This window comes from Escherichia sp. E1130 (genome assembly GCF_005781065.1).
Lineage (GTDB): Bacteria > Pseudomonadota > Gammaproteobacteria > Enterobacterales > Enterobacteriaceae > Escherichia.
Map to the genome: position 1 here is coordinate 89,544 of NZ_VATL01000007.1, position 17,105 is coordinate 106,648.

Sequence of the window (17,105 nt, forward strand, 5' to 3'; positions counted from 1 at the left end):
ACTCAGGCAACCTTTGCAGAAGCAAAAGAGCTGATCAATGTACAGCCACAACCACATTTATGGCCGTGAAAGGCGACCGGGATCCCGTTATCAAGATAATCAGGATTACCTTCGATGATGGTTGTCGGACCATGTAGAGGTATCGGGCAGAAAACCATATCACCTTTACGCGCCACGCCAATCCCACCAAATATCATGGTGTCAGAACAGGTCATGACTGAACCGCCGTGAGTGGTTTTGTCGCCTTTTCGAATAATTTGCAACATTTGTATCTCCATTAATTTATTGTTTACAGGGCGGAATAAATTAATATTTATTATTCAAGTGTTTCAGCGTTGATCCAGAATATAAGAGGTAAACCTTTGGTATTGATATAACCAATATTTACCCATTTATTATCTTGTGAAATCCGTATAACCCTTACCTTATCTCCGGAAACAAGCTAAGCACTGGTCTTATTATTGCGCGAAAAATAAAATAAATTTTATTTATTTTTTGCTTTGACTTTCATAAAAATTCCGCTCGGATATTCAGAAATGGTTTTTAATGCAATTTCTTTCGCCTTTTTGTTTTTCTTTGATATATATCCTATTTTCCTTAGATGGTAAGACGCACTGAAGCATGTAAGCCATTCCAGAACTGACTAATATTTCTTTTCCTCCGTCCTGGTATATCCATATACCTCTCCATCCCAGTCGCTAACCTGACACCTGGCTATCTTATTCACCAATTTAACAATCAATGCATTAACATTAAATTTAAAACTCTTCGATGAGTTAAAATGAAATTTATTTTTGTTGGGGGGCTTATGGAAAATTAAATCTTTCCTCATTCACGTAAGGAATATCAAGTATATATTACTTATAATACTATCGTGTCTAAATGAACTCGGTAAGCAATCACTGGATTGAATAATCCTTCCATTTTTCTTGATATCAAACGATATTGTATATTTATTTTTTTCAGAACCTTCGATTACATTAATGACATAATTGTATTTGCCGCGCTTGAAGCCATAATAAGTAATTCTCATTTTGCTATCTTTGGTGTGCCTCAGGTTATTCCTTTCATTAAAAACCACTTTTAACTCTGTTTTACCATTCTTTTCAAAACTATAATTAATTTCTTTTGTAATATTATCAATGAAGAATGAAGCTTCTTTACCTCCCTCTCCAGGTAATGAGCAAGTAATGATTTTAGTGGATTCTTTGTAAATAGACCCGTTTTAGTTCCATGCATTTTTTGAGAACCCGGCCAAATTGACCCTGGCCCAAAATCAGTGCAGTGCTAAATCAGAGATCTTCGTCTTTGCCTGAGACTTGCACTATTTTTTTTTAAAATATCACATTGGGCACAGACATATTAGCATTCACAAATGGAGTAGGATTAGTGATGGTATATTTAAGGACATTCTTTTTAATTGATATAGTTGCCTGACCAATACCCCCAAATGTACTTTCAAAGTCCACAATTCCAACATTATCTTTGATTATACCGTTAATGTTTCTATCATTGCCTTCAGAACAGTCAATTCTATTTCCGTCATTAGTTATAAAGCAATATTTACCAACAAGATGAGCACCATCTTCGTCTAAATCCAATGTTAGCGATTGTGAGTCATTCTCCTTTACCCAATGACCAGAAAAATTAGCTATTGAGTGAAATGAAATAAAAATTAAAAGCAATAATATTCTTTTCATATATCAACCCTCAAACAATCATTAACTCTATTTATCCAGCCATTGAGGAATTTAATCTGTGCATTAGGTTCACCGTTGGTTATAGTTAAAGAACGGTAATAATCCTTTCTGATTTCTGCAATACGTGATAACAACTGCTCTTGATCTTCAACTGCATTTATACAATGAGTCATGTCATCATCCATTATGTAATTTACTATCAGGCGATTATTGTATTCATCATGAAGCATTTTTCGTATTCATTTGGTGTAATTATCACGACCAGTAATCTGTAACACACCTCTGCATTTAAACAGCAGGATATCCTTGATATAGTACCATTTACTGGTGTGATTACCAGATCACAACCATATTCAACTGTAACACTATTTGCATTACTGACTTTAGATACATAAGAATTCTTCTGATATCCTTTAGCTTTTAAAATCAGTTCTGCTGATTTTTTAGATATCCTCTAAACGCCTAAGTCAGTATAAAAGTCCAAAATAATATTGCTTTACTCTGTAATCATGTCATATTTCTGTGTTTGCTTATTAAATATGTAATTAACACTAATATCCGGCCCAATACTGTAACAATTCAGGTGAATCTGAGCTCCATCGTTTTCTAAGTTTTGAAAAATAGACGTCATATATGAACCAAATTCACAGCCATTCAATTGTGGGTTAATGACTTGTATTAATTTACCACTTACTTTATCAATTACATTTACTTTATTGATAACAATACCTTCCTCCCCCTCTATATATATCCCAATGAAAGCATGCTGTTTAGTTTGCCCCCAAAATGGAATATCCAGTTCTTTAGCCTCCCCTTTCAAAACACCATCACTAAGTCTGGATGTCTCCCTTAAGTCCACTTTTAAAGTGGAGCGAGCATTGCTCCATTCACCTGAAAAACCAACAGAGTTTCGTGTTAACTTGAAAGGACATTTTGCAATTTCAAACTTCTCACCTTGAATAATATATTTATCGAAACTCTCATTACTAACGGCCTCACATAACACAATCAAATTTGATTCATTCACACCATATAGTGGAATGGAGGTTCTATGATTATCGTAATAATAATTTCCCTCTACGTTCACATTTTTCCCAAAGTCATAATACTGGAGGGATAAATGCACAGGATATTTCCCTATATAACCTTCATAATTATTTACTACGTATGGAACGTATGCTGCCTGAATTGAAGCACTTAGCGACAGCACGAAACAGCCTAAAAAAGCTTTAATTTTAACCATCGTCTAACCTTGATTTTCAGTTAATTAAAATGCATCAGTAAAGACGTTAGTTGATTTGATTCTTTCAAAATGTTCCCGACGTTTTGCATAGCTAGTTGTATTTAAATTCACTTTTGCTGTTATTTTATCCACTATTGAACCTGTATCCCCTTGATCAGCAATGTCATAAAGTTTTTCGCGAAGCCAAAAATAAATAGCTGATCGCATACAGTAAATTCCTTCCTCAAGCAATGATGGATTCTTTATAAAATCAATATCATCCACCCAATTCTTTTTATAGTAATCAGAAAATCCTTGGTAATTTATTTTTCCTGTAAGATGAATACCTCCTCTACCTCTATATGCACTACCATCACCTGACGAAATATTTCCATTTCCTAATCTATTAGCATAAACTCTATCAGCAATAGCAATCTCATTTGCATGCTTCGTAATTCTTCCATTAAGTTTCGTATATGAATATTCATTTGCTTCTACAGGGTGTCTTCTAAAATAACTAAAGTTTGCCTTCAAACCCTCTTCGCTATAATTAAGGGCTTCAACAGGGCTAGCCATCCCTCCCATCTCTTCTCTTATTTGAGCAAAAAAATGATTGACTCTCAATACATTGTCTAGTTTGTATTCAATCGCATGATTATTAATTTCATCGGCAATATCCTGAAGAAATGAAAATTTCGCTGGTGATCTTAATCCATTGAATACTTTATAAAGCATATCCACTGTTATATGAACAATACGTTTATCTCCTATAGCCTCCAAAAACACCACCGGATGCATATGCCACGGCTCCGGTCCCAGCGCCACGCCCTTCTCAGACACTGCCTTCATCCACGTCATCTTATCCAGAAATGCTTCCAAATACGTTTTCCATAACGGTGCATCTCCGGTTAATGTATCCAGATAGTTTTTCCACAACGGGTCATCTTTACCGTAGTACCATTCACTGGCGTGTTTCGCAATTACACGGTATAAGCGATCGCGGTAAGAGATATTATGGATCGCCTGAAGATACTCCTGCTCCGAGTAATACCCGTCCTGGTTATTGTCTATCATCTCCAGCAGTTGCTGGTAGTTATATTTGTTCAGGGCATGAGTGGTACGCGTTTCATCCTGTGCTGCTTTATACAACTGCTCCAGAATACCCTTAACCACGTTATACGGTTGTTTTATCCCATCAATCAGGTCAAAGCTCGTTGGTGCTTTATTCAGCGTCACAAACCCCAGCTCGCCTAACGCGTACTGCGATACCTTTTTTACACTGGCAGCAGGTAACCAGCCACCTTCCGGGCGTATCTGATAATACGCAGCATCCTGGTTACTGGTCAGTGTATTCCCCCCGGCATCAACGCCAGGGACTTTGGCCAGCGTCAGAATTCCTGAGGCTTTTGTTTTTCGACTGCCCGCAACCATTCCCCGCTCACCCTTTTCAAATAATGGAGCGTTGGTTTGCCAGGTCAGATACACTGGCGCATCCTCTCCTGCTCTTCCGGGGTTGGTGATGAACTTTTCTATATCATCCATGCTCAGGCACTCTATATGTACCTGGTAGCGCGAGCGTTTACCGTTTTCCTCAGGTAGCTGATAAAAACCCATATGGCCGAGATTAGCCCCTGCACTGACAGTCACAGGGACTGGCGGGACATACACATCATTAAAAACGGATCCACTACCGGATGCTGCTGGTGCAACCGGCGTCAGACTGTCGCCGTCTGATACTACCCATACCCGGTCGCCCTTTTTCAACTTATCCTTATCCCGGCCCAGAGTGACCAGACTGAATGTTCTTGCTGCATCGCCTGGATTCTTACCTGGACGGATGATCTGCTGTGCGGTATTACCGGGCTCGTATGAAAGCGGGAAATCGGCTGTCAGTCTGCCTGCATTTTTATCTTGCAGCACATCGTCACTGCTCAGATAGTACGCCCAGTCTGTACGCGAAGTGCAGTTCACCACGCCTTCTGACTCATTAGTGTAAGCCGGAGTACATTTTGCCCACCAGGACGGAACGAGTGCTGATTTAACAGCCTTCAGAGCCCCCCTGTCTGATACCGTCCAGACTTTTGTTCTCGCTGCAAGCGTGTCTCCCGCTGCATTTTTCGTCTCTCTGATAATGGTCACTTCGGTAAACTGACGCAGGTCGCTGGTGCGGGTCACAATAGCGTCACTCAACGTGACTACCGTGTCTTTATTCAGTTTTCCGGCTGCGCGGCATGTCTGCACATCTTCCGCACTGGTGTAATAGCGCTGGACGCCTGCCACTTTTCTGTCCGCCTGGCTACCCTGTTGTTCATAAGCAGCATAGGGCGCCAGATTCATGTACAGCGTAAAAAACGTCAGTCCACTTTCTGCGTTATCAGCCGGCTGGATATAATGTTTCACCAGCACAAAAGAGGTCGAAATGAACAACTTTTCACCTCGCCATTCAATCGCGGCACTCTCGTAATCCTTGCATACCCGCCAGGCAACTATTTCACCATCGGCCATACAACGAATAAATTGCTCCCCTTTATAAAGCTCACGACAATATTCATTCTCAGCTTCACTGTCAGTACTCAGGGCGCACCAGGGAATGGTGGCATCAGTAATATGAATACCGCCATGCCACATTCCCTGACTTCCCACCAGATACAGTCCTGAGCTTTCCCCTCCGATCATCGATAACAACGCTTCCACAGAGGAAAAGGCATGGCCATTTTTGTTTGACGGTACGGGGTAACTGATTTTGGGTAACTTTGCTGTCATAAATCCCCTTCCATGCTATTCACTGCTCCATTTGGAGGAATTTTTAGCCGTGACCGTAACGTCTGTCATTTTAAAGTCCGGTGTTTCCAGTGGCAGGCTGCTGCCATTTCCGGGCACCAGATAGCTCGCTACCTTCATCACCATATTCCCTTTGGAGCCATGCTCAATCCCGTTCTTACTCAGTCTCAGGTAAGAGCCGCCACCGTTCAGCGTCAGCGTTTCCGGGGTGCTGATAATAATTTCGTCTTTACTACAGGTCACCGTCAGCTGTTTTTCAGAAAACAGGGCCATCGTGTTGTGCTGAGCCTGAATCTCGATGTCTCCCTGGTTGGCAACCAGCTTCGCCCCGTCTTTATGGACAAACAGACCAAGGGCTTTTTCCACCGTTACCGACAGATTTTTCATCGCACCGATATCAAGATGTTGACCGGCATTGATCATGGTATTGCGGGTACTGCTGAGCTGAAGATGTTCACCTGAGGTAAACGCCACCCCCTGCGGAGCGCTACCCAGTAGGACCGCAGACTGGAGGTCCCTGATTTTGTCAGTCACAAGACTAATCTGAGTATTGATATCAGAGATCAGGGCTCCGGCGGCTTCAGCGGCGCTGTTCAGCGCCTGCATCTGGCTGTTGGCCTGATTAATCTGACTTATCGCAGGGGCCATTTCCAGTACCGGTCCCTGGGCTTTGGCCTGGGCATCAGCCGTCAGGAACAGCCCTTTTGCCGCACGTACAGCACCATGTTCATCCGTTCGCAGTTCGAAACCGGCTCCGCGCTTTTCACGCTGGCCATTGACCAGGTGTCCCATGTTCAGTTGCGTTTTGCCATATTCCGTCGCGAGCTTGATATGCTCTTCCTGGCGCTTATCCTCCATCCGCAACTTATTGTTCGCAGGAGTGCGCCACACGTTTCGCGTATGGTTGTCACTGGTGACAGGGTCCGGATGTTCTGAGTCGTGCAGGGCATAGGCGATGTAGGGACGATCCGGGTCTCCGCTGTCAAATACGACGGCCACTTCCGTTCCGTCGATAAGCGGTGAGTGGAAGCCGTACGTATCACCGGCATAGGGCCTGGCCAGCCGCAGCCACAAACAGGCATAACCCTGTTCAGCACTGTTGCGGTCAAAGTCCAGTTTTACCCGGTAGCGCCCGTCCGGATCGAGCCAGGAACAGGTGTCACCTTTCTGTGTGCTTTCCACCCGGGCCGGAAGCGAGCCGGATATCACCGGGCGACTGAGCAGCGCCGGACGATAACAGACGGTTTCGCTATACGGGATGCCTTCAAAGGTCAGGGTAAAGCTACTTTTTCGTGAGCCACTGGTGCGCACCGTGGTGATGACAATGCCTTCTTTCACGGTATCGGGAAGCGTTCCGTCAGTTTCCAGTACCTGACCCGGAGCCAGATGAGGGCTGGAGGAATGCCCGCTGACGTGATATTGCGCATTCAGAATACGTTCGTGACGCAGACGGGCAAAGTATGCCCCGGTCTCCGGGCTTTCAGCGTCACCTGCTGTCAGGAAAGGTTCAGCATAATGGTATGTTTCTCCGGTGGTGATCCCTTCTTTGCTGAAAATGCTCTCGATACTGTCCTGAGGTTGTAGCGCTTCACGGTAGTTGTAGTCCCGGGTGGCCACACCTCCGCTCACCACGTTATATGCGGTCTGAATATCCCAGATGCTCTCCTGCCCGTTGTCACTCATCCCGGCCTGGTTGCGTAACGGTAGCGTGACACCAAATTCATACTGCTGCTGGCTGTCCTGGAAAATCACCACGTCCTGTTCAAGACGGCTGTCCATTTCATAGCGCCAGTAAATGCCCACTTCTGCCAGCAGACGCTGGATAAATTCAAGGTCGGTTTCCCGCCACTGGGTGATGAGCTCCCGGGAGGGGTATTCGCGGGAGAGGCGGAACTCGAAATCAGGCCCTTCCAGACAGTGTTTACGCAGTACCTGTTCAACCACTTCAGTGACTGACTGATTGAGGTAGATCTCGCTCCCTTTCGTATAGCCCAGAAGGGCAATACGGGGAACGATCGTCAGCGCGTAATAGGTTTCATCGTTCGAGGTAGACACGCGGCGAAACGACTCAACCACGCCAAATACCGTCCTGACCGGCTGGGCCGGAGTTCCGTCAAACACGGGTGTCTGGAAAGTGAATGAAGCGGGCTTCAGCAGTAACGAGTCACAAGCAATATCCGCAGAAGAGCTGGTGACCGCCACGTTATAGCGCCAGGGCTGGCTGAGTGATTCAACGGCGTTGTAACGTAACACATCCAGGAAATGGTCGCATTCATGCACTTCAACCCGGTACCGTGATTGCCCTAAAAGCTGATGTACCAGGCTGGTAGCCTTGTTGGAGAGGGAACTGCTCATGACGGCTCTCCTTCTGCCTGCTCCAGCAGTTTCAACAGCCAGTGCTCAGGCGTGATTTCCGCATGCGCACGGGTCTGACATAAAAAAGCCGCCCCCTCCAGTGCTCTGGCGCAATAAGGGGTAAGTCGTCGTAGCAGGACTGCTGAATGATGTTCCATTTCGTTCCCTCTTGTTCAGGCACGCTACCGCCCCTGGCCGTCAACCGATGCCCATAAGGTTCATGCCGATAAATTGTGAGACTGCTCTGCAAAGCGTCCGTCTGACAGGCGCTGTGCGGAGTAAAAAAAAGGCGGGCAGAAAGGATCTGCCCGCCAGAGTCTTATGCTGTGGTGCGTTCGTTCCAGGAATTGGAATGAATGATGTTGCCGTCTTTGTAGGTCCAGGTGATTTTTTCGTAGTGCAGCTCGATCTGCTCAAGGTGGTTATGCTTCTCGAAGGAGGCATCCTTGATGTCAGCGCCGCCATCGTCTTTCAGCCACAGATAAACTGGGATTGCCATGTTTACTTCTCCATTTCTTTAGTTGAAACGTCACGTACATCCTGTGACGTGTGTTACGCGCCTGGCAGACGACAGGCGTCAGCCTGGGGTACCAGACTGATCTCGACACGGCGGTTATGCGCACGGCCATCAGGCGTGTCGTTTGATGCAACCGGTCGGCTGTCACCGTAACCCTGCACGTCAATGCAACTTTCCGGGACGTCCCAAGTATCACGCATCCAGTTACGAACGGCCTCCGCTCGTTGTAAAGACAGGGTCTGGTTAAGCTGAACGCTGCCGGTATTGTCTGTGTGGCCACTGACCACGATGAGCCAGCCTGGTCTGGCTTTGACCCCTGCCAGTGCATTGACGAGTATTTTGGCAGAGCCGTCTTTGAGTGCCGATTTGCCGGAATCAAACAGCGACATGCCGTCGAGACGAACAATTTTCGGTACTGGTTTTTGTTTAGATGCTGGTTTTGGTTTAGGTGTTGGTGGTGGAGTCCAGGTATCGATAGCCTGTTGCACGGCCAGCCACAGGCGTAGCCCCGGGTAATAGCCCAGGCTGTAACGGAAAGGCTCTCCCTGACGCTGCCAGCGTTCAAGCAGGAGCGCATCCTGCTTCAGGGCAACCAGTGATTCTGCCTTAGGGCGATAGTGGTTCATCGGGATTGCATTCCAGCGCTGCAAATCGGTGCTCACCTGACAGATCAGGTCACGGTTATTGAGCGCAGAAATACCCAATGCGGTCAGAGCACACACCCACATCAGCAGGACCAGGCGACGGGTACGTTGCCCCCCCTGCACCGTTGATGCAAAAGGTGCCAGCAGCGGCAGAACCGCATCCGGAAATAAACTTTCCGGATCTATCTGCCCAGGCTTTCGGGAAAACTGCAAACAGGTGCGGGAATATAGCCAGTCGGTCCAGACTGACTGGGTTTCGAGAAGGACGGTACCGAGGCGCAGTGCCACGGAAAACGCTCGTTCAGGCGGGGTTAACCGATCAGGTTTCTCAAGCTCATCAGTCAGGGTTTTACGGATAAATGAAAATGCCTGACTGATCACGGGTAGTGCCGTAATATTGTCATTAGCCTGCAACCAGTCGATGAAAGCCTGCGGCGAATCATTTACCGGACATACAATCGGCTTGTCACCACGAACGATTATCCACGGAGTCTCAGGTCCGGAGAATTCGGCACTCACCACAACCGGTAGTGTGAAACCCGTCAGAGTTTTGATTTGTTTACTCTGCTGGCGGAGCGTCTTTAATGTGGAGCGCAGAACCGCTTCATCCTGATGATGGTCTGGCAGGCAACGGTACATAACCGAAAGCTGACCGACCTGGCGTGGGAACTGCGCCTGTATGCTGCGGACAACATCCGTTAACCGGCTGACGTCATCGGCCCGGAGCCACCAACCCTGAGCTGTTTTACGCAGAGGACTCCCCTGAAACAGCGCACCCAGCCCGTCACCGCATACCAGTACAACGGGGCCCTGGGTGTCGAGTAGTGGCAGGTCAGCAGCTGAAACGGAGGTGTCGGATACCGGCTGCTCCCGGCTGCAGTTATTAAAAACAGTCCAGTCTGCCAGCAGGAGGATCAGCACCGTGGTCAGACCTTTAAACACGTTCCCTGTTGGGATGAAATACCAGAGCAACCACAGCAATGTGCCAACAGCTGCAAAGGTGTGCAGGGCAACCGGAATAATGACTGATCTACGCATTAGTTACGTAGCTCCGGTATTTGTGCTGACAAGAGTGCCTGGAGCCACAGATGACCGCCCCACCAGATAACACCGGTAAGGATGATGGCAAGCGCTATCCAGAACCAGACTGAACGCATCAGACTCCAGCGATGTTTCCCCATCCGGTGAACAATCAGTGACAGGCCTGCATCAGGCGGAGAGCATCGCTCAGACAGGGCTTTGACGACTTCATCCCGCTGCGACTGACTGACCGCCTTCAATCCGTACACACCCTGAAAACCCAGGGCAATTACCCGGTGATAACACGTCAAAACGGCCGGGTTCGGTGAAGGCTGACGCAGGACCTCTGCAATGCTATCCCACAGCGCCTCACCTGCTCGAAGTGATCCGAAAAATCGTGCCTGAAGCGGGACTTTACGCCATGCCACCTGGCCCTCATCAATTTTCGGCTCTTCTCCTTCCTCGCACTTTTCAGGCTTACGGCTCATCACCGCCTCGTCCAGCAAGGCACATTGTGCGTAGGAAATATGCCCGACACTGTCCTCGTCATAACCGGCACGCTCCAGCGCTTCCCGCACACTTTCAACCTGTTTAACGCACTTGTCGTAAAGCGCACTACCATTGAGCGTGACGGCGCCTTTCTTCAGCATGGTGACGGTGAGCCAGGTCTCTGTCATCAGCTGGTCGATATCGATATCCTGTTTCATGAGCGCAATACCGCAAACAGTTCAAGTTCCAGTGCGCCAAGCATTTCAGGCACGTAGAACATACACACGCCCTGCTCCTGCATTTCATGCGCAGCGGGGCTTTCCATATCAAGCGCGAAGTACTGGTTTTCCATGCGTACAGGCAAAGCCGCCGGGACCCTGCTGACAGGGATCAGAGGGATCCCCTTGAGTGCAACACCATAGATCTCATTGACGTCATCAGGTGAACCCGCCTGACAAAGTGCCGGGAATTTATCGGCAACCTGCCAGGCCGGTATGTCTGAGCGAACAGAGAGGTAGAGGTCCGCCTCTTCGCGCAGACGAATATCGTGAAGGTTTGCTTTCCAGGTTTGGCCGTCCGGACGGGACATTTCCAGAGCAATGACCCGGGATGGCAGACTTGCCTCAAGTAACCCCGAGATCAGGTCAAACAGCGGAGGAAACGTATTGGCGGGATCCTCGTGGTCATACCCCGGTATGGCGTCGAGATCATGGTCCAGGGAAAAGGTCAGCATGCTTCCTGCCAGGCGTGCAAGCTCAGCCCACACCTGTTCAGGCGGACGGGAAGGAAAACGTTCGTATTCCGTCAGCACCCCAGCGTGGGAATTTAGCGCATTCAGCAACCAGAAAAGGGAAACATCGGCGACGGCAAAATCGGCAAGTCTCTCGTTGCTCTCACGACGCATTGTCATCAAACGTTGGCGTCGGGAACGTAACTGGCGATTTAACAGCACCAGACGTTCGCGAAGAACCGGGCTTGCCGAAAATGACGCAACGGGAGGAATGAAAGACGGGTCCAGTAGCCACGCATTATGTCCGTCCCGGATTAGCCTTGCTACAGGGCAGACTTTCCAGGAATCATTACTTTCATGGGCAAACCGGATGGAGAAATTGAACCGGGCAACTGCCATTGATTCTTCTTCAGGCCCAAATGCATCCGGCAACGTCACCCATTCTTCGCGATAGCGAAGCGGTCGATCCGGGAAGATGCCTTCCTGCTCAACGTTGGCAACACCCGGCTGCATATGAGGCAGTGCGATAACGACAGTTACTGCATCAAGACCTGCCAGCTGACTGGCATCTAACTCACGTGGCGCCGGAGGCAGATCGCTTCTTTGCGCATCAATCAGCGTTCCATCTTCCAGCCAGAGGCGTAACTGCGTAATCTGGATCAGACCCGATGAAAGAAGACTGTCGTTAAACTCAATCTTTTCCACACCCCAGGGGAATGCAGATGCCAGTGCGGTTGCACCGGCGCTGCGAAAAGACTCCCATTCTGCCTGTTGCTGGAACTGCTGAGGGGACAGTAAAGCCCCCTCGTTCCACAATGGACGATAAATTTTCATCTCTGCGCCCGCCTTATGCTTTTGCTTTCGGCATCTGAGATACCAGCGACAGATTGACGTCCATACCCTCTCAGGGTGTTGGCAACATCAATACTGAACTCTGGGTTAAGCTCGGATAGAACGCTATTAAAGTTGTGTTTTGAAATAGTTAACTTGCTGCGTTCAGAAAACGGGAGAGTTTCTTTGCCGTTGCTGAAATTTCCCACCGCGAGAAGTTTTAAGGGCAACTCTACTTTCTTTTGGGCAGAACCCGTGTGCAGGTCAGGCTGGATGTTGACGCGTGCTTTTGGCACTTCATTCTGGAAGCTGGAATCTGCCATATCATTCCCTTTGTTGGGCAGTGGTGATAGTTACCACGAGGTATCTTTACAAAGCGATGATAGAGCGTTTTGCTAAAAAATATCAACTTTGCAGATCAAAAATCTGTCATTGTAATTCTATTAAGAATTTTCATCTACCCTGTAACAGGGCGCATCTCTAAGTATTGGGGTAAAGGTTTTTTTGTTCACTGCTTATGTCGTCATTTACAGGGGGATTAACTATAAATAGGTGCCCTGGCGGTTGAATGTTTCATATGTGATCTTTTATTGGTTAAGATCAATGCAATGAGTGGGATGATTGCCTAGTGCGGATGTGTACCTTTGCACTGATAACTCACTGTAACAGTTACATTTTTTGTTACATGCTGTTGTGATAAAAATCCGAAAGCGGACTTATAGGAAAAACATTGTAAGTAATGGAGGGTATTTCGTTTTAAAAACTATCTGATTTGTATGACGTTGAATAAGTTACGGGTTATGTGGCAGGTTTCAGCATCAAAATCGTTGTTTCTCAACCGGTCGTTTACGAAACCGCGCCCGTGGTTACTGGGCGCGGAAAAATCCAGGTTTCCGGTGAAAAAAAACTATACGGCATTTCTTAGGGGGTCTTGACTCAATCGGATAACCTAAATGCGATGACCACTGACTTTAAATCAGGCCCTTACAAATCAGGAGTGGTTAAATAATGCGCTTAACGTACAAAATTTTCCATTTCCCAAACCGACCCCACATACGGCTCGCGAGTCCTGCGGACAGTGTCTGTTATGATGATGGATGCAGGGCTACCTGCGGCAAACTCCGATTCAGCCATGAAGCACACTATACCGGGTGCGCACTTTCACTGGATCCACTACACAGGGTACAGCTTTCACTTCAGTATCATCACGTTATCAGAGCCGATCATCATTCACGATACACTGTACCAGGTAAAGTTTCCTAACCGTGCCGCCACGCTATCAGGTATGGTGGCAATAACGTGATCCACTATACCGGGTGAGGATCACATTCTTGGCTAAAATACATACAAGACACCCAGAAAAGGCAGAAGAAAATGGACTGCATCGGGGTAATGGGGCTGATGCCACCCGGTGTAGTGGAGATACACTATACGAGGTAAATCAAAGCGAGTTTCTGCCCTACCCGGATCCGACATGCCCGGTAGGCCGTAGTGGCTTATATTCGTATCATGAAGCGCAATAAGCTCTTCCTGTGATATATATGCCTCATTATCGGTTAACCAGTTCCTTGTTGGTGGAATCCAGTGTGTCAAACAGGGATGCAAATTCGGCATCCTGCGTCGCTTTTTTGTAGGCTTCGAAAGTAACCTTGTTGACAATTACAGCTGTCTCGCGGCCTCTGCGGGTGATTTCAACCTTTTCCCCGGCTTCAACATTGTTGAGCACTTCAGTAAGGTTGCTGCGTGCGGTACGGAAGTTGATGGATTGCATAAAAACCTCGTGTACTCGTTATGTGTATACAATCATGGGTTTTAATGACACGAAATACCACTTCTTTGCGCCTTAAATCACCGGGCAATCGTCAAATTTCCCCACTCCAGGCATCATTGATGATGTGAGTGATCACACCAAACACGGCATTACTGCCCATGCATCCATCGTCATCCTTTGGCAACCTTCCTCCTTCCAGGCTCTTAAATTCTTCAGGTGCTGACGCGGATACTTTCGGTATCTCTTTACGCTATAAGTGAACTATCAACTGGTGCGAGTGTAGGGGCTCAATGCTAATGTCTATTTGAGGACTGCAGATGTTTTCCTCGGCTGGGTAAGTTGTTAACCCCAGAATTTGGGCCAAGTATTGTATGTGGCGAAGCTGGCACAGGAACAAAGGGATAACCGTCGTTTTAAAGCTCTTCCATCGGTGAATAGCCCCGATGTGACCCGGAACAAGTCTCAGCATTCACGGGATGAAAACGATTTGCTTGATGCGATGATAAAACTACAGAACGGCTCTGGGCAGAAGGTCTAAGAATACACGCCTTGCTCTAGTCGTGTTATTAACGCTATTACCGTTTGGATTCCTGATTCGCTCCCCATAAGTTCTTCAGGGGGTTGCCACCGTAACGCTCGGTTGGGTTCATGGCACCACTTTTGGGCCGCACTTTCGTTACCTTCAAACAATTGCGTAGCCAGTTGATGGACATCTTCTCTGTTCAAGGAACCAACTCCACTAATTAGTTATCGTTTTCTTAATCTGTTTAATAACTGGATATGCACTTCGCTACTCATTTTCGCAATGAGTAACAAGGCAATGTGTCAGATCTAATCACGACTAATTACAAATGAATCTGTATAACTCCTTGACAATAAAGGGTTAGATGAAAAAGAGAGAGTGAAATTGAATTTCACTCTCTCCATTCAGGCGCTGGACTGGTTAGTCTCATTAAAAATGATATAACCAACGCGTACCCCTGTATGCTAGTCGTTTACAACTATAATCACTGTATATCAAGGATGCAAGGTTGATAATAATATTCAGCAGAGGTTGCAGTGAAGTGTATGTCGCACGCTGCCAACCTGCATCAAGGAATGGAACCTGTTGAGTTGTTCAGCTATATCGACGTTGTTTGATTTACTTTCCATTGCCCTTGCATAAATACAATTGCAATAATTTTCTACTCGAATTAAAAGATCGGTTTTGGAGATGGAAAAGTAACTTTTATAAATTTTGAACTATCGATTTAAGCTTCTAAACCATCCATTAAACTATTGTCCTTACTTGTATCACTTTTTAACCAAAGTCTCCAGGGTTTTCTCAAAACCCCTGAGCCTGCTAACGAAAATTTTACAGCTTAAAAAAACGCAATACTGCAATCAGTATCTGCGATATGCCGAGAAACTTTCGCGAAAAAACGTCTTTGCGTGATTATATCTCTAATTGCTTAGGATGACTACGACATAGGGTCACTTTTTCCTTAAAAATGGCCCTATGTGCACCTCGCATAGGGTCACTTATTGATGAAAAGTGACCCTATGTAATCACGATATAGGGTCACTTTTTTTAAAAGTGGCACTATGTACAAAAATCATAGGATCATTTTTCTCGAAAAAGTGGCACTAGATATATGTATAACTTAAATGACAAAACAGTACCTATCAACTCACAATAATACCAATACCCATTGTCAAAAAAGTTACTTTTATGTAGCATTAGAAAACATCCTCATACGACTCTCCCATTCCCATCTGACGTGCTTTTCAAACTGTTAACTTCCAGCTGCACTCCAAGCATTCAAAATGCCTCAAAAAAACACAAAAAAAAGTCCCATTTGTGAAAAAAAACTGATAATCTCTTCGGTATGGTTATTTTAAACCGAGAGGTCGTATATCTAATTCGAAACTATTAAAGTCACCGGAGATATCACTCAGTTTGTTGTGTTCACAAATTTATGTGTTTCGGGAAGAAACTGAAGACATGATTACAATTTACTGGATCGTGTGGAAGGAAAGGAGTCATCAGGAGATAAATTTACCGTGACCAGGCAATACGGTGAAGAAGGAGTATCTGGGGGTGTATGTACCAAAAGTTGCATTATAATTGGTAATGCAAAGAAAGTTACAATTACATGGCATAAGTTTAGCACGTATAAAACGAGGTCACTGAGTTACATTTAAAAACTTGTTTTTGTAATGAAGAGCGAAAATATGCGAAAAACACATTTTGTGAACCATGCGTTCTGGGAATATTGGATGATTGCGGAGACGGACGGATTACTATAACTATTACGGCAAGAACGTTCTATTTTAACAGCACGAAATTAAGAGGCTTTGATGATGTAAGTACCGCTATTTCATTATTGTTTAGAACAGTTAATGTTGACGAGTGTGCCCCAATTTTCTCATCTGCTAAATTTTCTCCTGCACAGTTAAACTTCGGCAATCAGAATACTATACACTTTTACAAACATATTTTTGAAATGAACAGCTTGTTTACTCTGGCATATAAATTAAATTTTCTGGATTATTTGTCGGTTAGCGATTATAACGTATATGGTTTACAGTATTACTCGAAGTCTCAACATGTAAAGAGAACGCATAAAGAAAATACCTAACGTTTATTTTATTTACTGTTTTGATTATTTTGTCGAAAAAAATATAACAGAACTAAAGCGTGCGGATATATATATCTACGGGATTGTCCACCACACTGAACATCAAAAGAGAAAGCTGCCGGTTAAAGGAAAAACGCAAAGTGGGAATGCTGGCAAAAAACGCTACGCCAATCAGTGATGATGAAATGGCGGAAACAGACATCTGAACCTGGCTCTTGACAGATTGTGTAATGGTTCATGCTAATGTCACACGTGATAATACCCAGCCAGAAAGGCTGGGTATTTCCGATGACTACGGATACATATCAATGAACACTTCGCGCAGATAAGAGTATTCCTGCTTATTCTGACAATAGTATTCCACTCTCAGCGTGCTCTGATCCACGCCCTGCGGGGGCATATCACAGCCCGCCAGATCGTCTAT

The 17,105-nt window shown here is 45.9% G+C and carries 12 protein-coding genes and 3 pseudogenes; 1 reads left to right on the plus strand and 14 read right to left on the minus strand.

The window, feature by feature from the left end; all coding sequences use genetic code 11:
* Positions 1-2: 2 nt before the first annotated feature.
* The 14 genes and pseudogenes from FEK66_RS07915 to FEK66_RS07985 all read right to left on the minus strand — a co-directional run bounded on the left by FEK66_RS07915 (position 3) and on the right by FEK66_RS07985 (position 14,786).
* The gene (locus FEK66_RS07915) at positions 3-266 is read right to left on the minus strand and encodes a PAAR domain-containing protein (protein WP_130210724.1); all 264 of its coding nucleotides are present in this window, start codon (positions 264-266) and stop codon (positions 3-5) included.
* Between the two features lie 1,068 nt (positions 267-1,334).
* On the minus strand, positions 1,335-1,700 hold the full coding sequence (locus FEK66_RS25955) for a hypothetical protein (protein ID WP_130210728.1): 366 nt from the start codon (positions 1,698-1,700) through the stop codon (positions 1,335-1,337).
* Positions 1,697-1,930 (minus strand): hypothetical protein, encoded by a 234-nt coding sequence (locus tag FEK66_RS07925; protein WP_240780278.1) that lies wholly within the window; start codon positions 1,928-1,930, stop codon positions 1,697-1,699. Before FEK66_RS07925 ends, FEK66_RS25955 begins: the two co-directional genes overlap by 4 nt.
* A 266-nt stretch (positions 1,931-2,196) precedes the next feature.
* Complete coding sequence (locus FEK66_RS07930; RefSeq protein WP_130210730.1) at positions 2,197-2,943, minus strand: hypothetical protein; 747 nt, start codon at positions 2,941-2,943, stop codon at positions 2,197-2,199.
* Between the two features lie 24 nt (positions 2,944-2,967).
* A complete protein-coding gene (locus tag FEK66_RS07935) occupies positions 2,968-5,685 on the minus strand; it encodes a hypothetical protein (RefSeq protein WP_130238306.1) in 2,718 nt (905 codons plus the stop codon).
* 15 nt (positions 5,686-5,700) lie between these two features.
* The gene (gene vgrG / locus FEK66_RS07940) at positions 5,701-8,058 is read right to left on the minus strand and encodes a type VI secretion system Vgr family protein (RefSeq protein ID WP_135495483.1); all 2,358 of its coding nucleotides are present in this window, start codon (positions 8,056-8,058) and stop codon (positions 5,701-5,703) included.
* Positions 8,055-8,216, minus strand: a complete 162-nt coding sequence (locus FEK66_RS25655; RefSeq protein ID WP_165382800.1) for a hypothetical protein — start codon at positions 8,214-8,216, stop codon at positions 8,055-8,057. Before FEK66_RS25655 ends, vgrG begins: the two co-directional genes overlap by 4 nt.
* A gap of 161 nt (positions 8,217-8,377) precedes the next feature.
* Positions 8,378-8,512 (minus strand): annotated as a pseudogene (locus FEK66_RS07945) (type VI secretion system tube protein Hcp); the annotation flags it as partial.
* Between the two features lie 98 nt (positions 8,513-8,610).
* Positions 8,611-10,257: an OmpA family protein gene (locus FEK66_RS07950; RefSeq protein ID WP_130210738.1), complete on the minus strand. Its 1,647-nt coding sequence runs from the start codon at positions 10,255-10,257 to the stop codon at positions 8,611-8,613.
* Entirely contained in the window at positions 10,257-10,946 is a 690-nt protein-coding gene (tssL, locus tag FEK66_RS07955) for a type VI secretion system protein TssL, short form (protein ID WP_130210740.1), read from the minus strand. The genes FEK66_RS07950 and tssL overlap by 1 nt, the downstream gene beginning before the upstream one ends.
* The gene (tssK, locus tag FEK66_RS07960) at positions 10,943-12,292 is read right to left on the minus strand and encodes a type VI secretion system baseplate subunit TssK (RefSeq protein WP_130210742.1); all 1,350 of its coding nucleotides are present in this window, start codon (positions 12,290-12,292) and stop codon (positions 10,943-10,945) included. Before tssK ends, tssL begins: the two co-directional genes overlap by 4 nt.
* A gap of 53 nt (positions 12,293-12,345) precedes the next feature.
* Positions 12,346-12,612 (minus strand): annotated as a pseudogene (locus FEK66_RS07965) (type VI secretion system contractile sheath small subunit); the annotation flags it as partial.
* Between the two features lie 1,226 nt (positions 12,613-13,838).
* The gene (locus FEK66_RS07975; protein ID WP_135495481.1) at positions 13,839-14,060 is read right to left on the minus strand and encodes a type II toxin-antitoxin system prevent-host-death family antitoxin; all 222 of its coding nucleotides are present in this window, start codon (positions 14,058-14,060) and stop codon (positions 13,839-13,841) included.
* Between the two features lie 534 nt (positions 14,061-14,594).
* The gene (locus FEK66_RS07985; RefSeq protein ID WP_135488323.1) at positions 14,595-14,786 is read right to left on the minus strand and encodes an MbcA/ParS/Xre antitoxin family protein; all 192 of its coding nucleotides are present in this window, start codon (positions 14,784-14,786) and stop codon (positions 14,595-14,597) included.
* A gap of 1,981 nt (positions 14,787-16,767) precedes the next feature.
* Between FEK66_RS07985 and FEK66_RS25660 the strand changes: the two are divergent.
* Positions 16,768-16,887 (plus strand): annotated as a pseudogene (locus tag FEK66_RS25660) (AAA family ATPase); the annotation flags it as partial.
* Positions 16,888-17,105 lie beyond the last annotated feature (218 nt).